Origin of the sequence: Luteimonas galliterrae (assembly GCF_023374055.1) — a bacterium.
In the GTDB taxonomy this organism is placed as follows: domain Bacteria; phylum Pseudomonadota; class Gammaproteobacteria; order Xanthomonadales; family Xanthomonadaceae; genus Luteimonas_C; species Luteimonas_C galliterrae.
This window is the reverse complement of record NZ_JAMBEP010000001.1, coordinates 546,456-560,980: the sequence shown is the minus strand read 5'-3', so window position 1 is coordinate 560,980 and position 14,525 is coordinate 546,456. Positions and strand designations below refer to the sequence as shown.

The window sequence follows — 14,525 nt, the reverse complement described above, 5'->3', positions numbered from 1 at the left end:
ATTCCGCTCGGCAGAGCCGGCCCGGACCTATTTCGGGCCGAACCAGAACAGCGCCGCCAGTGCCGCGGCCATCAGCACCGCAGCCACCAATAGCCAAGGCAGACGCCACAGGGAGCCGGCCGTGGCGCTACGCGAGTCGCCGGGCAGATCCGCGTCGAACGGCCGCTCCTGGGCGGCCTGCGCCGAGGCCGCCGCGGCCGTGCGCGCCGGCGCCTCGACCACGAAGCGATGATGCGCGTCGAATACGATCTGGTCGCCGGGCGACAGCACGGCGTCGCGGACCCGCTCGCCGTTGACCATGGTGCCTTCGTACGAGCCCAGGTCGCGCAGGACGACCTGCTCGTCGTGCAGCTCGATCCGCGCATGGCGATCGGCGAAGGCCGGATCGTCGATGCGGATATCGGACGACTCCAGCCGCCCGACCACGCGCGGCCGCTCCAAGGTGAAGCAGCGGCCGTGGTACTGGCCGCCCACGCCGCGCAGCACGGTGCGCAGGTTGCCGTTGCCGTCGGCGGGCGCATTGGCCAGCTCGCGCGGCAGGCCGTCGGCCACGCCGGCGCCAGCCAGCACCATTTCGATGCCTTCGACGTGGACGCTGTCGCCGAGCCGCAGCATGGTCATGCGCAGCACCGGCCGGCCGTTCACATGCACGCCGCGGATGCCGTCGGCCACCGCCAGCCATACGCCGCGGCGATCGACGCAGAACTGCACCAGCGCATCCTGCGGCGAATCGACGACGTCGATGGCGCGATCGTGGTAAGGATCGCGGCCTATGCCATGCACGCCCATGCCGATCGGGATGTCGGGGTGGTCGTGGCTCGGGAATCGCAGTCTCAGGTCGTTCACGCCGGGCAATCTTACATGGCCGCGCGCTTGGATCGAGCCCGGGGCGGCCCCACAATGCCGCCACAGATCATCGGAGCGCCCTTCATGCCCAGCATCGACATCCGCCATGCGCACACGCTGACGCCGGCGAAAGCGCGCAAGGCGGTCCAGGAAGTCGCCGACAAATTGGCCGAGCGGTTCGGGGTCGACTACGAATGGGACGAGGACACGCTCAATTTCAGCCGCTCGGGCGTGGACGGCAAGATCGATCTGCAGCCCAAGCAACTGCGGGTCAGCGCCCAGCTGGGCTTCCTGCTGTCGGCGCTGAAGGGGCCGATCGAATCGGAGATCCGGCGCGTCCTGGAAGAACGCTTCAAATAAGCGTGTTTTTTGCGAGAGCGCTTTTTCGTGGGAGCGGCTTCAGCCGCGAGCTTTTCGGCCATCGAAGATCAAGAGCTCGCGGCTGAAGCCGCTCCCACAAAAAGCAGGCCTACGCGCCGAAGGGGTCTTCGTGGCCTGCGAACAGCCGCCGCGCGACTTTGCGCTCGTTGCGCTCGATCCGGGCCAAAAAGGTCGTGGCGTCTCCGAGCGCCGCGAATGCCTCGAAGCCCCGCTCCAGGAAGCCCTGCAGCTCACCCAGCCCGGCCGCTTTGGCAGGACCGCGCGACAGCCTGAGCAGGGTCGCCACGCCGGGCATGCGCAAGGCGCCCGCTAGGCCTTGGCCTACCTGCACGATCAGGTCGATCTGGCGCCCTCGCAGCCGCGCCAGACCCACTTCGCGATAGGCACGCGCATACAGCGCCGGATCCAGCCGTTTGCGCGTCGGCGCCAATAGTTCCAGCGCCTCGGCCAGGCGCAGGTCGAAGGCGTGGGTCAGCGCGCCGAGCTCGATGCCGTCGGCCACCGTGCGCAACAGGGCTTCGGGCAGCAGGCGCTGCATCATCGGCAGCACCTTGGCGATGTCCGCATCGCGGCGGCTGAAATCGTGGTCGCCGTAGACATCGGTCAGGAAGAAACGCGCCGCTGGCGCGCTGCGCGGATCGTCGAGGAATTCGGCGAAGCTCGCCTCCAGCCGGCGCGCTTGCCAGCGCTGCAGTTCCGGCAACCAGCGCGAACGGTTGCGCGGTTCGCGGCGCGGATCGTAGAGCGCCTGGTGGCAGGCCAGGCGGCGCTGCAGGCGCGGGACGACGGAGCGTGGCCGGGGCATGGCCGCAACTTTAGCGGATAGGGATGGCGGCATGCGGCGCCACGCGAGCAGCAGGCGCTATCAGTTCTGTCATCCCGACCCCGAAGCAGATCCTTCACCACGTTCGGGATGACAGGACAAATTCGAAAGGACGGGTAAGTACGCATAACACCGGCGCCGTCCGCCGACAGCGATCGGCTACACTCGCCCCACTTCCGCTTTGCGATCCTCAATGCTGTTACTCCACCAGGCCCGCAACCGGCCCAAGGCCTCCAAGAAGCCGTCGGCCGCGCCACCGAAAATCGGCCTGGCGATCGCCGGCGGCGGCCCGATCGGCGGCATGTACGAACTGGGCGCCCTGCGTGCGCTCGACGAGGCCCTCGACGGCCTGGATCTCACCCGCCTGGACTGCTACGTCGGCGTCAGTTCCGGCGCCTTCCTCGCCGCCGGCCTGGCCAATCGCATGAGCACGGCGGAGATGTGCCGGATCTTCATCACCGGCACCAGCGACGACGTGGATTTCCGCCCGGAAACCTTCCTGCGCCCGGCGATCCTGGAATACCTGCGTCGCGCCTCCAACCTGCCGCGGCTGGTCGCCGAATGGTGGCGCGAACTGCTGTTCTCGCCCGGCGAAGCGCGCTGGGCCGATCTGATCACGCGCTTCGGCGGCCTGGTGCCCACCGGTTTGTTCGACAACAGCGAAGTCGAACGCTTCCTGCGCGAAGTGTTCGAACGCCGCGGCCGCAGCAACGACTTCCGCGAATTGGGCCGGCCGCTGTACGTGGTGGCCGTGGACTTGGACAGCGGCGAAGCGGTGCGCTTCGGCGGCCCGGGCTGGGACGACGTGCCGATCTCGCGCGCGATCCAGGCCAGCGCCGCCCTGCCCGGCCTGTATCCGCCAGTGCAAGTGCGCAACCGCCATTTCGTCGACGGTGCGCTGCGCCGCACGATGCATGCCTCGGTCGTATTGGAGCGCGGCGTGGATCTGCTGCTCGGCATCAATCCGCTGGTGCCGTTCGACAACAGCGCGACGCCTCAGCGAGGCGCGGAGCGCGATCCGCTAGGCCTGGCGGGCGGCGGCTTGCCGGCGGTGCTGTCGCAGACTTTCCGCACCATGCTGCAATCGCGGATGGAAATAGGGCTGGCCAAGTACGCGCAGCAGTATCCGGACGTCGACCAGCTGGTGTTCGAACCCAATGCCGACGACGGCGAATTGTTCTTCACCAATCTTTTCAGCTTCTCCTCGCGCCATCGCGTCTGCCAGCTCGCCTACCGCAACACGCTGGCCGACCTGCACAAGCGCGCCGACACGCTGCGCCCGCTGCTGGCCGCGCACGGCATCCGCCTGCGCGACGAGATCCTCGACGACCCGCACCGCTCGATCCTGGACGGCCTGGACGTGCCGCCGCGGATGACCGAGACCACCGCCAAGCTGCGCCGCGCCCTGGATGATGTGGACCAAGTGGTCGCCGCGCAGCGCGCCGAGCGCCGCGCCCGCCGCTAACCCGCTTTTCGTAGGAGCGGCTTTAGCCGCGAGCTCTTTCCTGCAAATTCTCGCGATCTGAGGGATAGAAGCTCGCGGCTAAAGCCGCTCCTACGAAAAGCGGGAAAAGCCGCCACCCGCTGGTGTGAATGCTCTAGACACCACGGCCAGACTGGATCGCACTCCCATCTGCGCCCAGCAAGAGAGACCCATGGCCAAGTTCAAGAAAGCGTCCAAGAAGAAGTCCGCGGCCGGCAGCGCCAGCGCGCAGGCCCACGCCGAACAGCTGTCGGGCAAGCTCAGCGAATCGGCGCAGCAGATCTGGCTGGCAGGCGTCGGCGCTTTCGGCCGCGCCCAGGCCGAAGGCACCAAGCTGTTCGAAGCGCTGGTGAAAGAAGGCCTGTCGTTCGAGCAGACCGCGCGCAAGTTCGCCGGCGGCCGCGCCGATGCCGTGCGCGATGCCGTCGAGAACCGCGTCGGCGTTGCGCGCGAACGTGCCGCCGACACCTGGGACAAACTGGAAAAAGTCTTCGAGGACCGCGTGCAGCGCGCCTTGACCAAGCTGGGCGTGCCGGGCCGCGACGATCTCAGCGCCCTGATCGATCGCGTCGATGCGCTCAATGCCGAGCTGCGCAAGGTCAACGGCTCCCCCGCGCCGCGCAAGCGCGCGGCGAAGCCGGCCGCAGCCAAATCCGCCGCTCCGCGCAAAACCGCCCGCAAGGCGCCGGCACGCAAGCAAGCCAAGTAACGCGCCACAGCCGCGGCTCCGGCCGCACCGGTTCAGCCCGCCAGTCCGCACGAAGTTCGAGGCTCCCCTCCCCCTCACGACTTCGGACTGGCGGGCTTCTTATTGTCCGCGATCGGCTGGCGCCGCCGCGCTATAGTGCCGGCCTGCGAACCAGGGGTCGCCGGACATGTCGCCACTCATGCTAGGGCTGTTTTGCACGTTGACCGTGGGCGCAGCCGCCACGTTCTATTTCTGGGGCGTGCGCCGTCGCCAGGACGAATCGGTCGAAGGCATCCACAGCCTGAGCGCCATGCATTGGCGCGAATTCGCCGGCCTGGTGCTGGAGATGCTGTTCCGGCGCGGCTATTCCGCGGCAGAACTGCACCCGCTGGGCAGCGGCGACCAGTCGGACATCCTGCTCAAGCGCGAAGACGGCGTGTGCGTGCTGTCGTGCAAGCACGGATCGGCCTATCGCCTGGGCGGCAGCGCGGTCGAAGAACTCGCCAACAGCGTACGCATGAACGACGCCGTCGGCGGCATCATGGTCACGCCGGGCAGTTTCGCGCCCGAGGCTTACGCGCTGGCCAGGCCGCAGCGGATCGAACTGATCGACGGCAAGACGCTATGGCCGGAGGTCGAGCCGTTGCTGCCCGAACCGCTGCGCAAACGAGTGCAGGCTTACGCGGCCGGACGCGCGAAACGCGGCGTGGGCATCGGCTGGACGGCAGCGCTGGTGGCGGGCCTGGCGATCGCATTGTTGCTGCCGCGTTCGGACGGCGACACGCCCGATGCGCCTGCGGCCGTCGCCGCGCCTGCTCCGGGCACCACCGCAACCCCGAAGCCCGTCGCCGCGTCGCCTCAAGCGGCCGCTGCGCAGACCGAATCGCAGCAGGAACAGCGCCGCAAGGACGCCGCCAGCGCGATCGCGGCATTGCCGGGCGTCGAGCGTGCGCTGTGGTCGACGCAGTCCACGCTGTCGCTGGACATCAACAGCGACCAACCCGACCTGTGGAACGGCATCTGCGGCATCATCGACCGCTACGAAGAATTGCGTGCGACGCGGGTGCAGATGAACCCGCCGCCGAACAGCGGGCTGCCGGTGCGCTTCAAGCAGTGCCACACCTACTAGCGCCACCTGCAACCATCCGCTCTTCGTAGAGCGGCTTTTGTGGGAGCGACTTTAGTCGCGAGCTCTTTCCAACAAGCTCAAGCGAACTTGCGTGAAGAGCTCGCGGCTAAAGCCGCTCCCACAGAAAATCACCAATGCACCCCGCGCATCAGCGCGGCGAACGCGATCTGCTCGCCGCTGGGCTGGGTCTCGCCCTTCAGCGCCTTCTTGTCGCCCTTGGCCGCGGCCGAATCGGGGAACAGTTCGAACGCGGTGTTCATCACCACCTCGTACGCTTTCGGCGCGACCGCGTTGAGCAACGCGGCGAAGATGCCCAAGCGCGTCGCGATCCGGCTCGGCTTCTCGATGATCGCTTTCACCAGCAGATCGGCGGCCTCTTCCGGACTCAGCGTCGGCACGCTGTCGTACATCTTGGTCGGCGCGATCATCGGCGTCTTCACCAGCGGCATGTTGATCGTGGTGAAGGAAATGCCCTTGCCCGACAGTTCGCCCTGCGCGCAGCGGCTGAACGCGTCCAGCGCGGCTTTCGATGCGACGTAAGCGGAAAAACGCGGCGAATTGGCCAGCACACCGATCGAACTGATATTGATGATGTGGCCCTTGCGCCGATGCGTCATCGTCGGCATGAAGCCCATGATCAGGCGCAGGCTGCCGAAATAGTTCAGCTGCATGGTCCGCTCGAAATCGTGGAAGCGGTCGTAGCTGAGCTCGATCGAACGGCGAATCGAACGGCCGGCGTTGTTGATCAGGATGTCGACGTGGCCGTGCTCCTTCAGCACCTTCTCCACCAGCCGGTCGCAGTCGGCCATGTCGGCCAGATCGGCCGTATACGCGAACACTTTGCCGCCCTTGGCTTTCATTTCGTCGCGGGCCTTGAACAGTTCCTCCTGCCCGCGGGCGACGATGACCGTCACCGCGCCGGCCTCGGCCACGCGCTGCGCCGTGGACAGGCCGATGCCGGACGAGCCGCCGGTGATCACCACCACCTTGTTGCGCACCTTGCCTTTCAGCGTGCGGTCCACGAACAGGTCCGGATCCAGGTGCCGTTCCCAGTAATCCCACAGGCGCCAGGCGTAATCGTCCAGCCGCGGCACCGCGATGCCGCTGCCGCGCAGCGCGCGTTCGGTTTCGCGGTTGTCGAAGCGGGTCGGATAAGTGATGAATTTCAGCGTCTGCTTGGGGATGCGGAAATCCTTCAGCAGCATGCCGACGAAGCGCCGCACAGGCGGCAGGTTGCCGACCGCGCCACGGATGCCGCTGGGCACGAAGGCGAACATGCGCGCATCGATGCGCATCGTCATTTCCGGCGCGTGGCCGGCCCGAGCGAAGGCGTTGAGCACCTCGCCGACGCGCATCGGTTCCGGATCGGTCAGGTGGAAGGTATGACGGTCGAGCTTGGGCTTATGCGCGATGTGATCCATCGCATCGGCTACGAAATCCACCGGCACGATATTGATGCGTCCGCCCTCGATGCCCAGCGTCGGCATCCACTGCGGCAGCATCTCGCGCAGCTTCTTGATGAAGGTGAAGAAGTAGTAAGGACCGTCGATCTTGTCCATCTCGCCGGTCTGCGAATGGCCCACGACCATGCCGGGCCGGTAGATGCGCCACGGGATGCGCTTTTCGTCGCGCACCAGGCCTTCGGAGTCGTGCTTGGTGCGCAGATAAGGATCGTCCAACCCTTCGGCTTCTTCGAACATGTCCTCGCGGAAGACGCCTGGATACAGGCCGGCGGCGGCGATCGAACTGGTGTGATGGAAGCAGCCGGCATCGATCGCGGCGGCCAGATCCAGCGCGTGCTGAGTGCCGTCGACATTGGCCGCACGCTGGCTTTCCGCGTTCGCCGACAGGTCGTAGATCGCCGCCAAGTGAAAGAAATGTTTCACCTTGCCGGACAGGGCCCGGATCTGCGCCGCCGACAGGCCGCATTTGGCCGCGGTCATGTCGCCGTGGACCACGACGATGCGCTTCATGTCCCAGCCCATCTTCTTGGCGACGGCCTCGAGCTTCTTCTGCGAGTCCTTGCGCACCAGCACGTGGATGGCGCCCTTGCGCTTGAGCAGGTTGCCGACCAGGTAGCGGCCGATGAACCCGGTGGCGCCGGTGACGAAATAGCTCATGACCTCTCCCGAACCGAACCAGGGCCACCGGAGGCGGCCGTCGCGCCTACGTTGCCAGAGCCCGGCGTCCGCGACAATTCCCCTGCGTATTGACCACCCCGCCGGTGCGTGCTGTCATGCCGCTCTCGCCGGGAGGATGACCATGTCTGATCTGCAGAAGCGTTTCGAACAAGCCACCAAAGACATCCAGGCCCTGCCCGAAAGACCCGACAACGACACGTTGTTGCGCCTGTACGCCCTCTACAAACAAGGCTCGGAAGGCGACGTGAGCGGCGACAAGCCGGGATTCTTCGATTTCGTCGGCACCGCCAAGTACGAGGCCTGGTCCAAGCTCAAGGGCACCTCGCAGGACGATGCGATGAAGAAGTACGTCGATCTCGTCAAGAAGCTGACGACGTAAGCTCACTCCCCTTCAAGGGGAGGGCTGGGGTGGGGATGGGTTTCGCCGCGTCTGATTAGGAAACCCATCCCCATCCCGGCCTGTCCGGCCTTCGCGCATAGCGCTTCGGCGTTCAGGCGGATGCGAGCCATGGCTCGCAAGCGATCCGCCTTCACCCCCTTGAAGGGGAAAGAGTAGAACGAATGGCCCGCGAAACCCGCCAACGCATCCTCGACTGCTCGCTTGCGATGTTCAACGCGCAGGGCGAACCCAACGTCACCACCAACCATATCGCCGACGAGCTGGAGATCAGCCCGGGCAATCTGTACTACCACTTCCGCAACAAGGACGACATCATCGAGCAGCTGTTCGGCGGCTACGAACAGCGCATCGATACCGCATTGGCGCCGCCGTCGGGCCGCCTGCCCAATCTCGAGGACATCTGGCTGCAACTGCACCTGGTGTTCGAATGCATCTGGGACTATCGCTTCCTGTACCGCGACTTGGTCGACATCCTCAGCCGCAACCGCCGCCTGCGCATCCGCTTCGCCCGCATCCTCAAGCGCGCCGACGACAGCGCGCACCAGGTGATGCGCGGACTCACCCAAGCCGGCGTGATGCGCGCCTCCGCGGCCGAACTCGACGCCGCCGCCACAAACATCCTGGTGATCGCCACCTTCTGGCTGAACTACGCCTCGGTGCGCGGCGAAAAAGACGAACAAGCCGCGATCCGCGCCGGCATCGTGCAGGTGATGATGCTGCTGGCGCCGTTCCTGCGCGATGCCGAGAGGGTCCACCTGAATCGATTGACCGAGGCCTATCAGGAATAGCGATGCATATGAACGGCCTTATCGCCGCCTACCAAAGCCGAGCCGATTCGGCTTTCGCTCTCTTCATAGAGCGGCTTCAGCTGCGAGCTTTTTCCAATAGGTCGTGGCGATCCGAAAGAAAGAACTCGCGACTAAAGCCGCTCCTACGAAAGGCAAGCTCAAGCAGGCGCGGCGGCCGGCCGCGCCCCATCGCTCAAAACAGACGCCAGCGATCGCATGGCGTCTGTTTTTGGCGAACAGGCGCCGTTATGGGATCGGGATGGGATACGTTTTCCAACCGACGATCTTGCACACGCTCATCTGATTTTCGTGATCCGTAAAACAGCTGTAAATGGGGCAGGTCATCAAATTCCCCTTGGTAAAGCACCGCGGATCAAACTCGCCGCTCTGCCCTGCCGCAACCGTTCCATCGGTTCCTTCTTGATCGCCCAACTGCTCCGCCATCGCATAGCCTGCTCCGATCATCAACGCTAAACAGGCGGCCAAACTCCTCCATACAGAGGACCTCATTGGTGTTTCTCCAGGTCATACGCCGAACATCGGCACATATAAGACGTAAAAACCTGTCGAAGCGGCTCCCGAAAAGCGACGCCCCGCAGAGCGGGGCGTCGGATAAGCCGGCAACGCGGGTTGGGTTAGCGCCGGACGCCGCGAGCCCGCTTCACTGGCGTACGGGCGACACGCCGGGACTTCGCGGCAGGCTGCCGTGCTTTGCGCACGGGACGGCGCGGCTTGGGCGTCAAACCCAACTTGGCCAGTACGGGCGCCAATCGGGTTTCGATATCGCCGCCCGCCTGCCGAAGCTTCGGCTCGACCCGCTCGGCGACCGTCAGCAAGCCGCCGCGGGCGACAGCGACCGCATCGGCCGCAAAATACCCGGCACGCCCGCGCAGCTTGCCGGCTTCTTCCACGGCGATTTCGAAAGCGGTACGCGCTTCGCGACGGGCGACGACGGCCGCGCCGATCGCAGCGAGCCATACATGGCGCAGCGTGGTTTCCTTGCTGGCGCGGGAATTCTTCTTGGCGACCATCTTCAGGCTCCGGTGCACCGGCGCGATGCCGGTTTCTCGGCACCTAGCCTGCGCGAGCCGCCTGGAGCAATCACACTACCCTTGCCAGCCGCCGTTCGTCGCGTGATGCTTGCCGCCTCGCCGCATACGAAGGATCGAACATGGCCGCCAAGTCCGCCTGGGCCCCGTTTCCGCACGACGCCAAGGCTTATGCCTACGCCGGCGACGCGCTCAAGAAAGCCTGGCCCAAGCTGCACGCCGGCGACGCCGAACCCTTCCCCGACGCCAAGCGCGCGCAGGCTTTGATCGACGCCGCCGGCAAGGCGGCCAAGTCCGCCAAGGCCGACACGCTGGCCACCGCATTGCAGGACGCCTGGCGCGCCTTCCACCGCGGCGATTTCAAGGCCGCCTTCGATGCCGGCAGCGAGTTGGGCCCGTTCGGCGCCTCGGTCGCCGTCAAGGCGATCGGCATCCACGCCACGTATCTGGTCGACGACGACGGCGAAAAGCTCAAACGCTTCGAACAAGCCGCCAAGCTGGCCGAAACCGCGATCAAGACCCTGCCCGACGACGCCAACAGCCACTACCGCCACGCCTTCGCGCTGGGCCGATACAGCCAGGGCCTGAGCATCGCCAAGGCGCTCAAGCAGGGCATCGCCGGCAAGGTCCGCGAGTCGCTGGACACCGCGCTGGAACTGGCCCCCAAACACGCCGAAGCGCACACCGCGCTGGCCCTGTACCACGCCGAGATCATCGGCAAGATCGGCGCGATGATCGGCGGCCTGACCTACGGCGCCAAGGCGACCGAAGCCGAATCGCACATCAAGACCGCGCTCAAACTGACCCCGGACTCCCCGATCGCCCACATCGAACACGGCAACGTGCTGATGCTGCTGTACGGCGACAAGAAAGAGGACGCCGCCGCCGCGGCCTACGAAAAAGCCGCCAAGCTGAAGCCGCAGGACGCGATGGAGGCCCTGGACGCGGCCTATGCCAAGGAGCAACTGGAGTAGTGCTTTAGCCCTCTCCCGCTTGCGGGAGAGGGTTGGGAGAGGACGCGCGAACTCGCCGTCTGCGCCGTCACTCCCGTCCCCAGACTTGTCCCCCGCCCGCCCAACCCCCTAAAATGCACGGCTCGGGCGGTTAGCTCAGCGGTAGAGCATTGCCTTCACACGGCAAGGGTCGCAGGTTCGAACCCTGCACCGCCCACCAGTCGAATCAAACAGTTAGGCCGCCCGCTGGGCGGCCTTTCTGCTATGTATGGCACAGGTACGGCAATCGCATCCGAAATCAAATGGCTTTCACCACCAACCGCCCCTGTAGGCGGAGTGCCAATATCTACAGATCAGACGGCATCTCGACCTGCTCCAACAGGCGCCGATACTCGTCCTCTGGCATGTCGAAGACAGCGTAGATAGCGTGCGTGTAGACAATTGGATTGGACCCAATTCCCATCCCGCTCTCGCATCTCCACTCATAAAGCACTTTCACGCCTTCGGCTGTTTCTGCCCAATAGCGGTTTGGAGTGTCGTCCCACTTCACATGCGTTTCATGCAAGGGGCCACCGATGAAAGTCACGATCATGCCGATGTTCTAATCGAACGACTTTGGGCTCGCTTCGGCGGACCTACTTCGTTTCTTGGGAGGTGCTTGTGGAATTGATAACCAGAGAAGATCCGTCGTCGATGCCCAGACTTCCCTGACGATACTCGTCAGGTAGCAACTGGGTGTCGCTTGGAGCGCAGACACGAAGGCCCATGGCCAGGAATGTCGAGGCGTTAGTAGTGAAGCGTCCATCGCGGTGCAAGAATTCGTTGCATCGAAAGCGGATTGCAGTGGCGGCATGAACTGAATCGAAGCCCTTGAGAGCTATGCCATGAGACCAGCGCAAAGTACGCGCATCTTCCATGAGAGATAGCGTCGGCTGTATAAGTGAGATCCCGCCTTTACCCGACGTCAGAAGCTGAAGGAAAAGCGGTTTCGCCTTCTCCAGCTTAGCCGGATCACCAACGTGCGTGCACTCAGCAACGCTTAGAGATGAGGTGAATATCGCAATCTTCCCCTCACGAGAGGCCTTCAATAGTTGCTGCAAGTGCCAAGCATCTTGTTCTCGCTCTTGATCGACGCCCGCCCCAACGGCAAATTTCACCAAATCAATGATCGGCGCAGCATCGAGATAGATCTTCGGCTTATCAGTCACCACGGATCCCCTCGACAAACTGCTCACTAGTCAAATTACCCGTGTAATCGGGAACGGAGCCAAAGAGCGCGCTAACCTCTGCCTCGTTGAAATCACACGCCGGCGTAAAGTCTTCGACTTTTATCTCTCGAGTGATGCCTGTAGTAGCATCCTCGCGCAACCAACCCTCAACGAAGACAATCGCTTCCTTGTCTTCGAGAAGCTCGACCGCTGCCTTGTACATTTCGGGGCGAAAGAAGCATTTGACGAGGGCACCCGTAGAGAGCTCTCGAATTCTGAGATACGGCGGGTCATGCTCTTTGAAGAAGGCGTTGACTACACCTTGCACCTCGCCGTAGGTATGTCGATCGACGATGCCTTCAGTTATTTCAGTTGCATCGGAGCGCTGAACATCGAACCACGTAACAGGCCTATGTTCGTTGTCTTTATAGACACCTATGCGCATCTTCTCACCAGGGTCAAGAGCCCTAGTGACGTTTCTGAATTGCCGGCGCGTTTCTGGCCGGATACGTACCGAGACGCCGAAGTAATCTGAATTTTCTCCAGCGATCATTTCAAGCGCTTGTCGGCCAATTTCAGCCTGAAACGGATCAACCGGATACGCATAGCGCACATCAAAATCAACCGAGGCATTTTCGAATTCTTCAGCGAGCCAAGCATCAGTCTGCGGAAGACCGAGATCCTCGCTGAGCATGACGAGAAACCGCGTGGTTTCGTCGCAGACACGCGCGAGCTTTCCGAAGGGCATGCCGACACGCCCCTTATTTAGTTCGATGCGAATGCGTAACGCGCTCATTGGACAAGCATACCCATTCCCGTCTCAATTGCGGCGACCCAGACCTTGGGGGCCGGATAGCTTATCCCAACTGGCAGAATGCCAGCACGGTAGGTTGGGGTTTCACCCCAACCTACGGCCTGCATGGACCGAATCAGCCATGCAACATGGGCCGGTACACGAGCTCTTGAATGTCGCCATCAAGCGTCCACCTCTCGATCAGCTCAAGATCGAAGTCGGCAGCATCTTTGAAGATCGGCTCCCGTCCGCTCTGGCCGGTGATCACGGGGAAGACCGTGACCTGGACGCGGTCGACCAGACCGGCCGCCATCAGCGCGCGGTTCATCGATAGGCTGCCGTGGGAGCGCAACGGCACGTCGGACTCCTTCTTGAGCTTGGCGACAACGTCGACGGCATCGCCGCTCACGAGGGTCGCATCCGGCCATTCGAGCGGGGCTTTCAGCGTCGTCGACACCACCGTCGCGGGCAGATTCCTCATCCGGGTGACCCATGGATCAAACACCTCGGACTCCGCGATGGCGGAAGCCACCATCTTCGCGAATGCCCGGTACGTGTTGGCGCCGAAGACCATCCGTTGCTCCGCGCTGTACAAAGCAAGCCGATGATCGAGCAATTCGGGACCTTGCTTGCCCCAGTAGCCGCCCCAATCGCCGCTGTTGGAGCCGAAGCCGTCGAGGCTGCTAAAGACATCGAAAGTGTAGATGGCGGTCACGGCGTTCTCCTCAAGCACGGTTGGCCGCATGTTCCGATGCGACGCGCCAATTGGAGGTGAAACCCGCCAAAGGCCTGGTGTTCCGCCTTCGGCATCAGGGAATCCGCCTACAAGGTCGCTCTATCGGAAGCCGCCGACCGGGCATTCGGCGCGCAACGCAGTTCGTCGATGGCCCGGCAAGCGCGGTAGGTTGGGGTGAAACCCCAACATCGCGAATCCACGATTGCGACGGAACGTCGAACACGCGCCGCCATCTGAAATGACGCGCGCCTTCACCCCAACCCTCTCCCGCAAGCGGGAGAGGAGGCGGTCCGCTTCTTTGGCAGACAGATGGGCGGCAGAAATCGGCTCACCTATGCGTCCCGGAGCCCCGCTGTTCGCGTTGCCGCGCCTCAGTCCTGATTCGGACGTCAGTCCCGAAATAATAAATGCGTCCGAAAACGGCGAGTAATGGGCTCCGGCCGCCTGTATCACTTGGCGCTCTTGTTGTGAGACCTCCAAGAACAACCGCCCTTTAGCCGACAGGCTCACTAAAAAAACGAAAGGCCCATGAACGAAACCCTTAGACTCAAGTATCTACAAATCGCATTGGCAACCGTTGGCCTCGTTTTCGTCGCCCAAGCCGTCGCTACCCCTGCTGCCGCGACGCCTGCGTCTCCCCATTGCAGCGCCGCCGAATACCGCCAGCTGGATTTCTGGATCGGCGATTGGGACACCTTCGAGAGCGATGCGCCGGACGGCCCGTCGGTGGCTCGCGCCCGCGTCGATTCCATCGCCGGAGGCTGCGCCATCCATGAGCTTTACGAGCAAAACGACGGGCTTATCGGCGACAGCATCCTGAGCTACGACCCGGTGCGCAAACAATGGCAACAGACCTGGGTCACCAACCGCGGCTCGATCATGGTGATCGTAGGGAACTTCAAGGACGGCGCGCTCGTTCTCGAAGGCGAGGTGCATACGAGGGATGGAAGCACGGTCCTGCAACGCATTACCTGGGAATCCAAGGGCGATGGCGTGCGCGAGTGGGCTGTGCTGTCGAAGGACGGCGGCAAAAGCTGGACGCCGGCGTTCGACGTCCTCTTCCTAAAACGTAAAGCGCAGTAGGTTTGCGGTGAAACCCGGCATCGT

16 protein-coding genes and 1 tRNA gene are annotated in these 14,525 nt (G+C 63.8%); 9 read left to right on the top strand and 8 right to left on the bottom strand.

Translation table 11 applies throughout. The features are described from left to right. Nucleotides 1–27: 27 nt before the first annotated feature. The gene (locus tag M2650_RS02620; RefSeq protein ID WP_283254682.1) at nucleotides 28–789 is read right to left on the bottom strand and encodes an FHA domain-containing protein; all 762 of its coding nucleotides are present in this window, start codon (nucleotides 787–789) and stop codon (nucleotides 28–30) included. Between the two features lie 141 nt (nucleotides 790–930). Between M2650_RS02620 and M2650_RS02615 the strand changes: the two genes are divergently transcribed. After that, complete coding sequence (locus M2650_RS02615; protein WP_249470755.1) at nucleotides 931–1,206, top strand: polyhydroxyalkanoic acid system family protein; 276 nt, start codon at nucleotides 931–933, stop codon at nucleotides 1,204–1,206. Between the two features lie 109 nt (nucleotides 1,207–1,315). On the opposite strand, the gene M2650_RS02610 is transcribed toward M2650_RS02615, so the two are convergent. Further along, nucleotides 1,316–2,032 (bottom strand): DUF8198 family protein, encoded by a 717-nt coding sequence (locus tag M2650_RS02610; protein WP_249470753.1) that lies wholly within the window; start codon nucleotides 2,030–2,032, stop codon nucleotides 1,316–1,318. Nucleotides 2,033–2,243: 211 nt separating this feature from the next. Here M2650_RS02610 and M2650_RS02605 point away from each other — a divergent pair, with 211 nt between their 5' ends. The 3 genes from M2650_RS02605 (at nucleotide 2,244) to M2650_RS02595 (ending at nucleotide 5,350) form a co-directional block, all read left to right on the top strand. Next, nucleotides 2,244–3,515 carry a patatin-like phospholipase family protein gene (locus M2650_RS02605; protein WP_249470750.1) on the top strand — a complete coding sequence of 424 codons (1,272 nt, stop codon included), beginning with the start codon at nucleotides 2,244–2,246 and terminating at the stop codon, nucleotides 3,513–3,515. Nucleotides 3,516–3,705: 190 nt separating this feature from the next. Then, nucleotides 3,706–4,242, top strand: coding sequence for a phasin family protein (locus M2650_RS02600; protein WP_249470747.1), 537 nt, complete (start codon nucleotides 3,706–3,708; stop codon nucleotides 4,240–4,242). Between the two features lie 166 nt (nucleotides 4,243–4,408). After that, nucleotides 4,409–5,350 carry a restriction endonuclease gene (locus M2650_RS02595; protein WP_249470744.1) on the top strand — a complete coding sequence of 314 codons (942 nt, stop codon included), beginning with the start codon at nucleotides 4,409–4,411 and terminating at the stop codon, nucleotides 5,348–5,350. Nucleotides 5,351–5,478: 128 nt separating this feature from the next. Here the strand turns inward: M2650_RS02595 and M2650_RS02590 are convergent, their stop codons facing one another. Then, nucleotides 5,479–7,470: an SDR family oxidoreductase gene (locus M2650_RS02590; RefSeq protein ID WP_249470741.1), complete on the bottom strand. Its 1,992-nt coding sequence runs from the start codon at nucleotides 7,468–7,470 to the stop codon at nucleotides 5,479–5,481. 142 nt (nucleotides 7,471–7,612) lie between these two features. On the opposite strand from M2650_RS02590, the gene M2650_RS02585 reads away from it, so the two are divergent. Beyond that, nucleotides 7,613–7,870 carry an acyl-CoA-binding protein gene (locus M2650_RS02585; protein ID WP_249470738.1) on the top strand — a complete coding sequence of 86 codons (258 nt, stop codon included), beginning with the start codon at nucleotides 7,613–7,615 and terminating at the stop codon, nucleotides 7,868–7,870. 182 nt (nucleotides 7,871–8,052) lie between these two features. Further along, the gene (locus tag M2650_RS02580) at nucleotides 8,053–8,679 is read left to right on the top strand and encodes a TetR/AcrR family transcriptional regulator (protein WP_249470735.1); all 627 of its coding nucleotides are present in this window, start codon (nucleotides 8,053–8,055) and stop codon (nucleotides 8,677–8,679) included. Nucleotides 8,680–9,314: 635 nt separating this feature from the next. Here M2650_RS02580 and M2650_RS02575 read toward each other — a convergent pair. Continuing rightward, nucleotides 9,315–9,710, bottom strand: a complete 396-nt coding sequence (locus tag M2650_RS02575) for a hypothetical protein (protein ID WP_249470732.1) — start codon at nucleotides 9,708–9,710, stop codon at nucleotides 9,315–9,317. Nucleotides 9,711–9,850: 140 nt separating this feature from the next. Here M2650_RS02575 and M2650_RS02570 point away from each other — a divergent pair, with 140 nt between their 5' ends. Both M2650_RS02570 and M2650_RS02565 read left to right on the top strand, forming a co-directional pair. Further along, a complete protein-coding gene (locus M2650_RS02570; RefSeq protein WP_249470728.1) occupies nucleotides 9,851–10,702 on the top strand; it encodes a tetratricopeptide repeat protein in 852 nt (283 codons plus the stop codon). A gap of 124 nt (nucleotides 10,703–10,826) precedes the next feature. After that, nucleotides 10,827–10,901 (top strand) — tRNA-Val (locus M2650_RS02565). A gap of 126 nt (nucleotides 10,902–11,027) precedes the next feature. Here M2650_RS02565 and M2650_RS02560 read toward each other — a convergent pair. The 4 genes from M2650_RS02560 to M2650_RS02545 form a co-directional block, all read right to left on the bottom strand. Beyond that, a complete protein-coding gene (locus tag M2650_RS02560; RefSeq protein ID WP_249470725.1) occupies nucleotides 11,028–11,273 on the bottom strand; it encodes a hypothetical protein in 246 nt (81 codons plus the stop codon). Nucleotides 11,274–11,316: 43 nt separating this feature from the next. Next, nucleotides 11,317–11,889 (bottom strand): type II toxin-antitoxin system VapC family toxin, encoded by a 573-nt coding sequence (locus tag M2650_RS02555; RefSeq protein ID WP_249470722.1) that lies wholly within the window; start codon nucleotides 11,887–11,889, stop codon nucleotides 11,317–11,319. Further along, nucleotides 11,882–12,685 carry a hypothetical protein gene (locus M2650_RS02550; RefSeq protein ID WP_249470719.1) on the bottom strand — a complete coding sequence of 268 codons (804 nt, stop codon included), beginning with the start codon at nucleotides 12,683–12,685 and terminating at the stop codon, nucleotides 11,882–11,884. Before M2650_RS02550 ends, M2650_RS02555 begins: the two co-directional genes overlap by 8 nt. A gap of 133 nt (nucleotides 12,686–12,818) precedes the next feature. Next, nucleotides 12,819–13,397, bottom strand: a complete 579-nt coding sequence (locus M2650_RS02545) for a dihydrofolate reductase family protein (RefSeq protein WP_249470716.1) — start codon at nucleotides 13,395–13,397, stop codon at nucleotides 12,819–12,821. 549 nt (nucleotides 13,398–13,946) lie between these two features. On the opposite strand from M2650_RS02545, the gene M2650_RS02540 reads away from it, so the two are divergent. After that, nucleotides 13,947–14,501 carry a DUF1579 domain-containing protein gene (locus tag M2650_RS02540; protein ID WP_249470714.1) on the top strand — a complete coding sequence of 185 codons (555 nt, stop codon included), beginning with the start codon at nucleotides 13,947–13,949 and terminating at the stop codon, nucleotides 14,499–14,501. Nucleotides 14,502–14,525 lie beyond the last annotated feature (24 nt).

Bases quoted from the DNA above. Each gene is read 5' to 3' on its own strand.
- M2650_RS02620 (WP_283254682.1), bottom strand. From the start codon at position 789: ATGGGCGTGCATGGCATAGGCCGCGATCCTTACCACGATCGCGCCATC.
- M2650_RS02615 (WP_249470755.1), top strand. From the start codon at position 931: ATGCCCAGCATCGACATCCGCCATGCGCACACGCTGACGCCGGCGAAA.
- M2650_RS02610 (WP_249470753.1), bottom strand. From the start codon at position 2,032: ATGCCCCGGCCACGCTCCGTCGTCCCGCGCCTGCAGCGCCGCCTGGCC.
- M2650_RS02605 (WP_249470750.1), top strand. From the start codon at position 2,244: ATGCTGTTACTCCACCAGGCCCGCAACCGGCCCAAGGCCTCCAAGAAG.
- M2650_RS02600 (WP_249470747.1), top strand. From the start codon at position 3,706: ATGGCCAAGTTCAAGAAAGCGTCCAAGAAGAAGTCCGCGGCCGGCAGC.
- M2650_RS02595 (WP_249470744.1), top strand. From the start codon at position 4,409: ATGTCGCCACTCATGCTAGGGCTGTTTTGCACGTTGACCGTGGGCGCA.
- M2650_RS02590 (WP_249470741.1), bottom strand. From the start codon at position 7,470: ATGAGCTATTTCGTCACCGGCGCCACCGGGTTCATCGGCCGCTACCTG.
- M2650_RS02585 (WP_249470738.1), top strand. From the start codon at position 7,613: ATGTCTGATCTGCAGAAGCGTTTCGAACAAGCCACCAAAGACATCCAG.
- M2650_RS02580 (WP_249470735.1), top strand. From the start codon at position 8,053: ATGGCCCGCGAAACCCGCCAACGCATCCTCGACTGCTCGCTTGCGATG.
- M2650_RS02575 (WP_249470732.1), bottom strand. From the start codon at position 9,710: ATGGTCGCCAAGAAGAATTCCCGCGCCAGCAAGGAAACCACGCTGCGC.
- M2650_RS02570 (WP_249470728.1), top strand. From the start codon at position 9,851: ATGGCCGCCAAGTCCGCCTGGGCCCCGTTTCCGCACGACGCCAAGGCT.
- M2650_RS02560 (WP_249470725.1), bottom strand. From the start codon at position 11,273: ATGATCGTGACTTTCATCGGTGGCCCCTTGCATGAAACGCATGTGAAG.
- M2650_RS02550 (WP_249470719.1), bottom strand. From the start codon at position 12,685: ATGAGCGCGTTACGCATTCGCATCGAACTAAATAAGGGGCGTGTCGGC.
- M2650_RS02540 (WP_249470714.1), top strand. From the start codon at position 13,947: ATGAACGAAACCCTTAGACTCAAGTATCTACAAATCGCATTGGCAACC.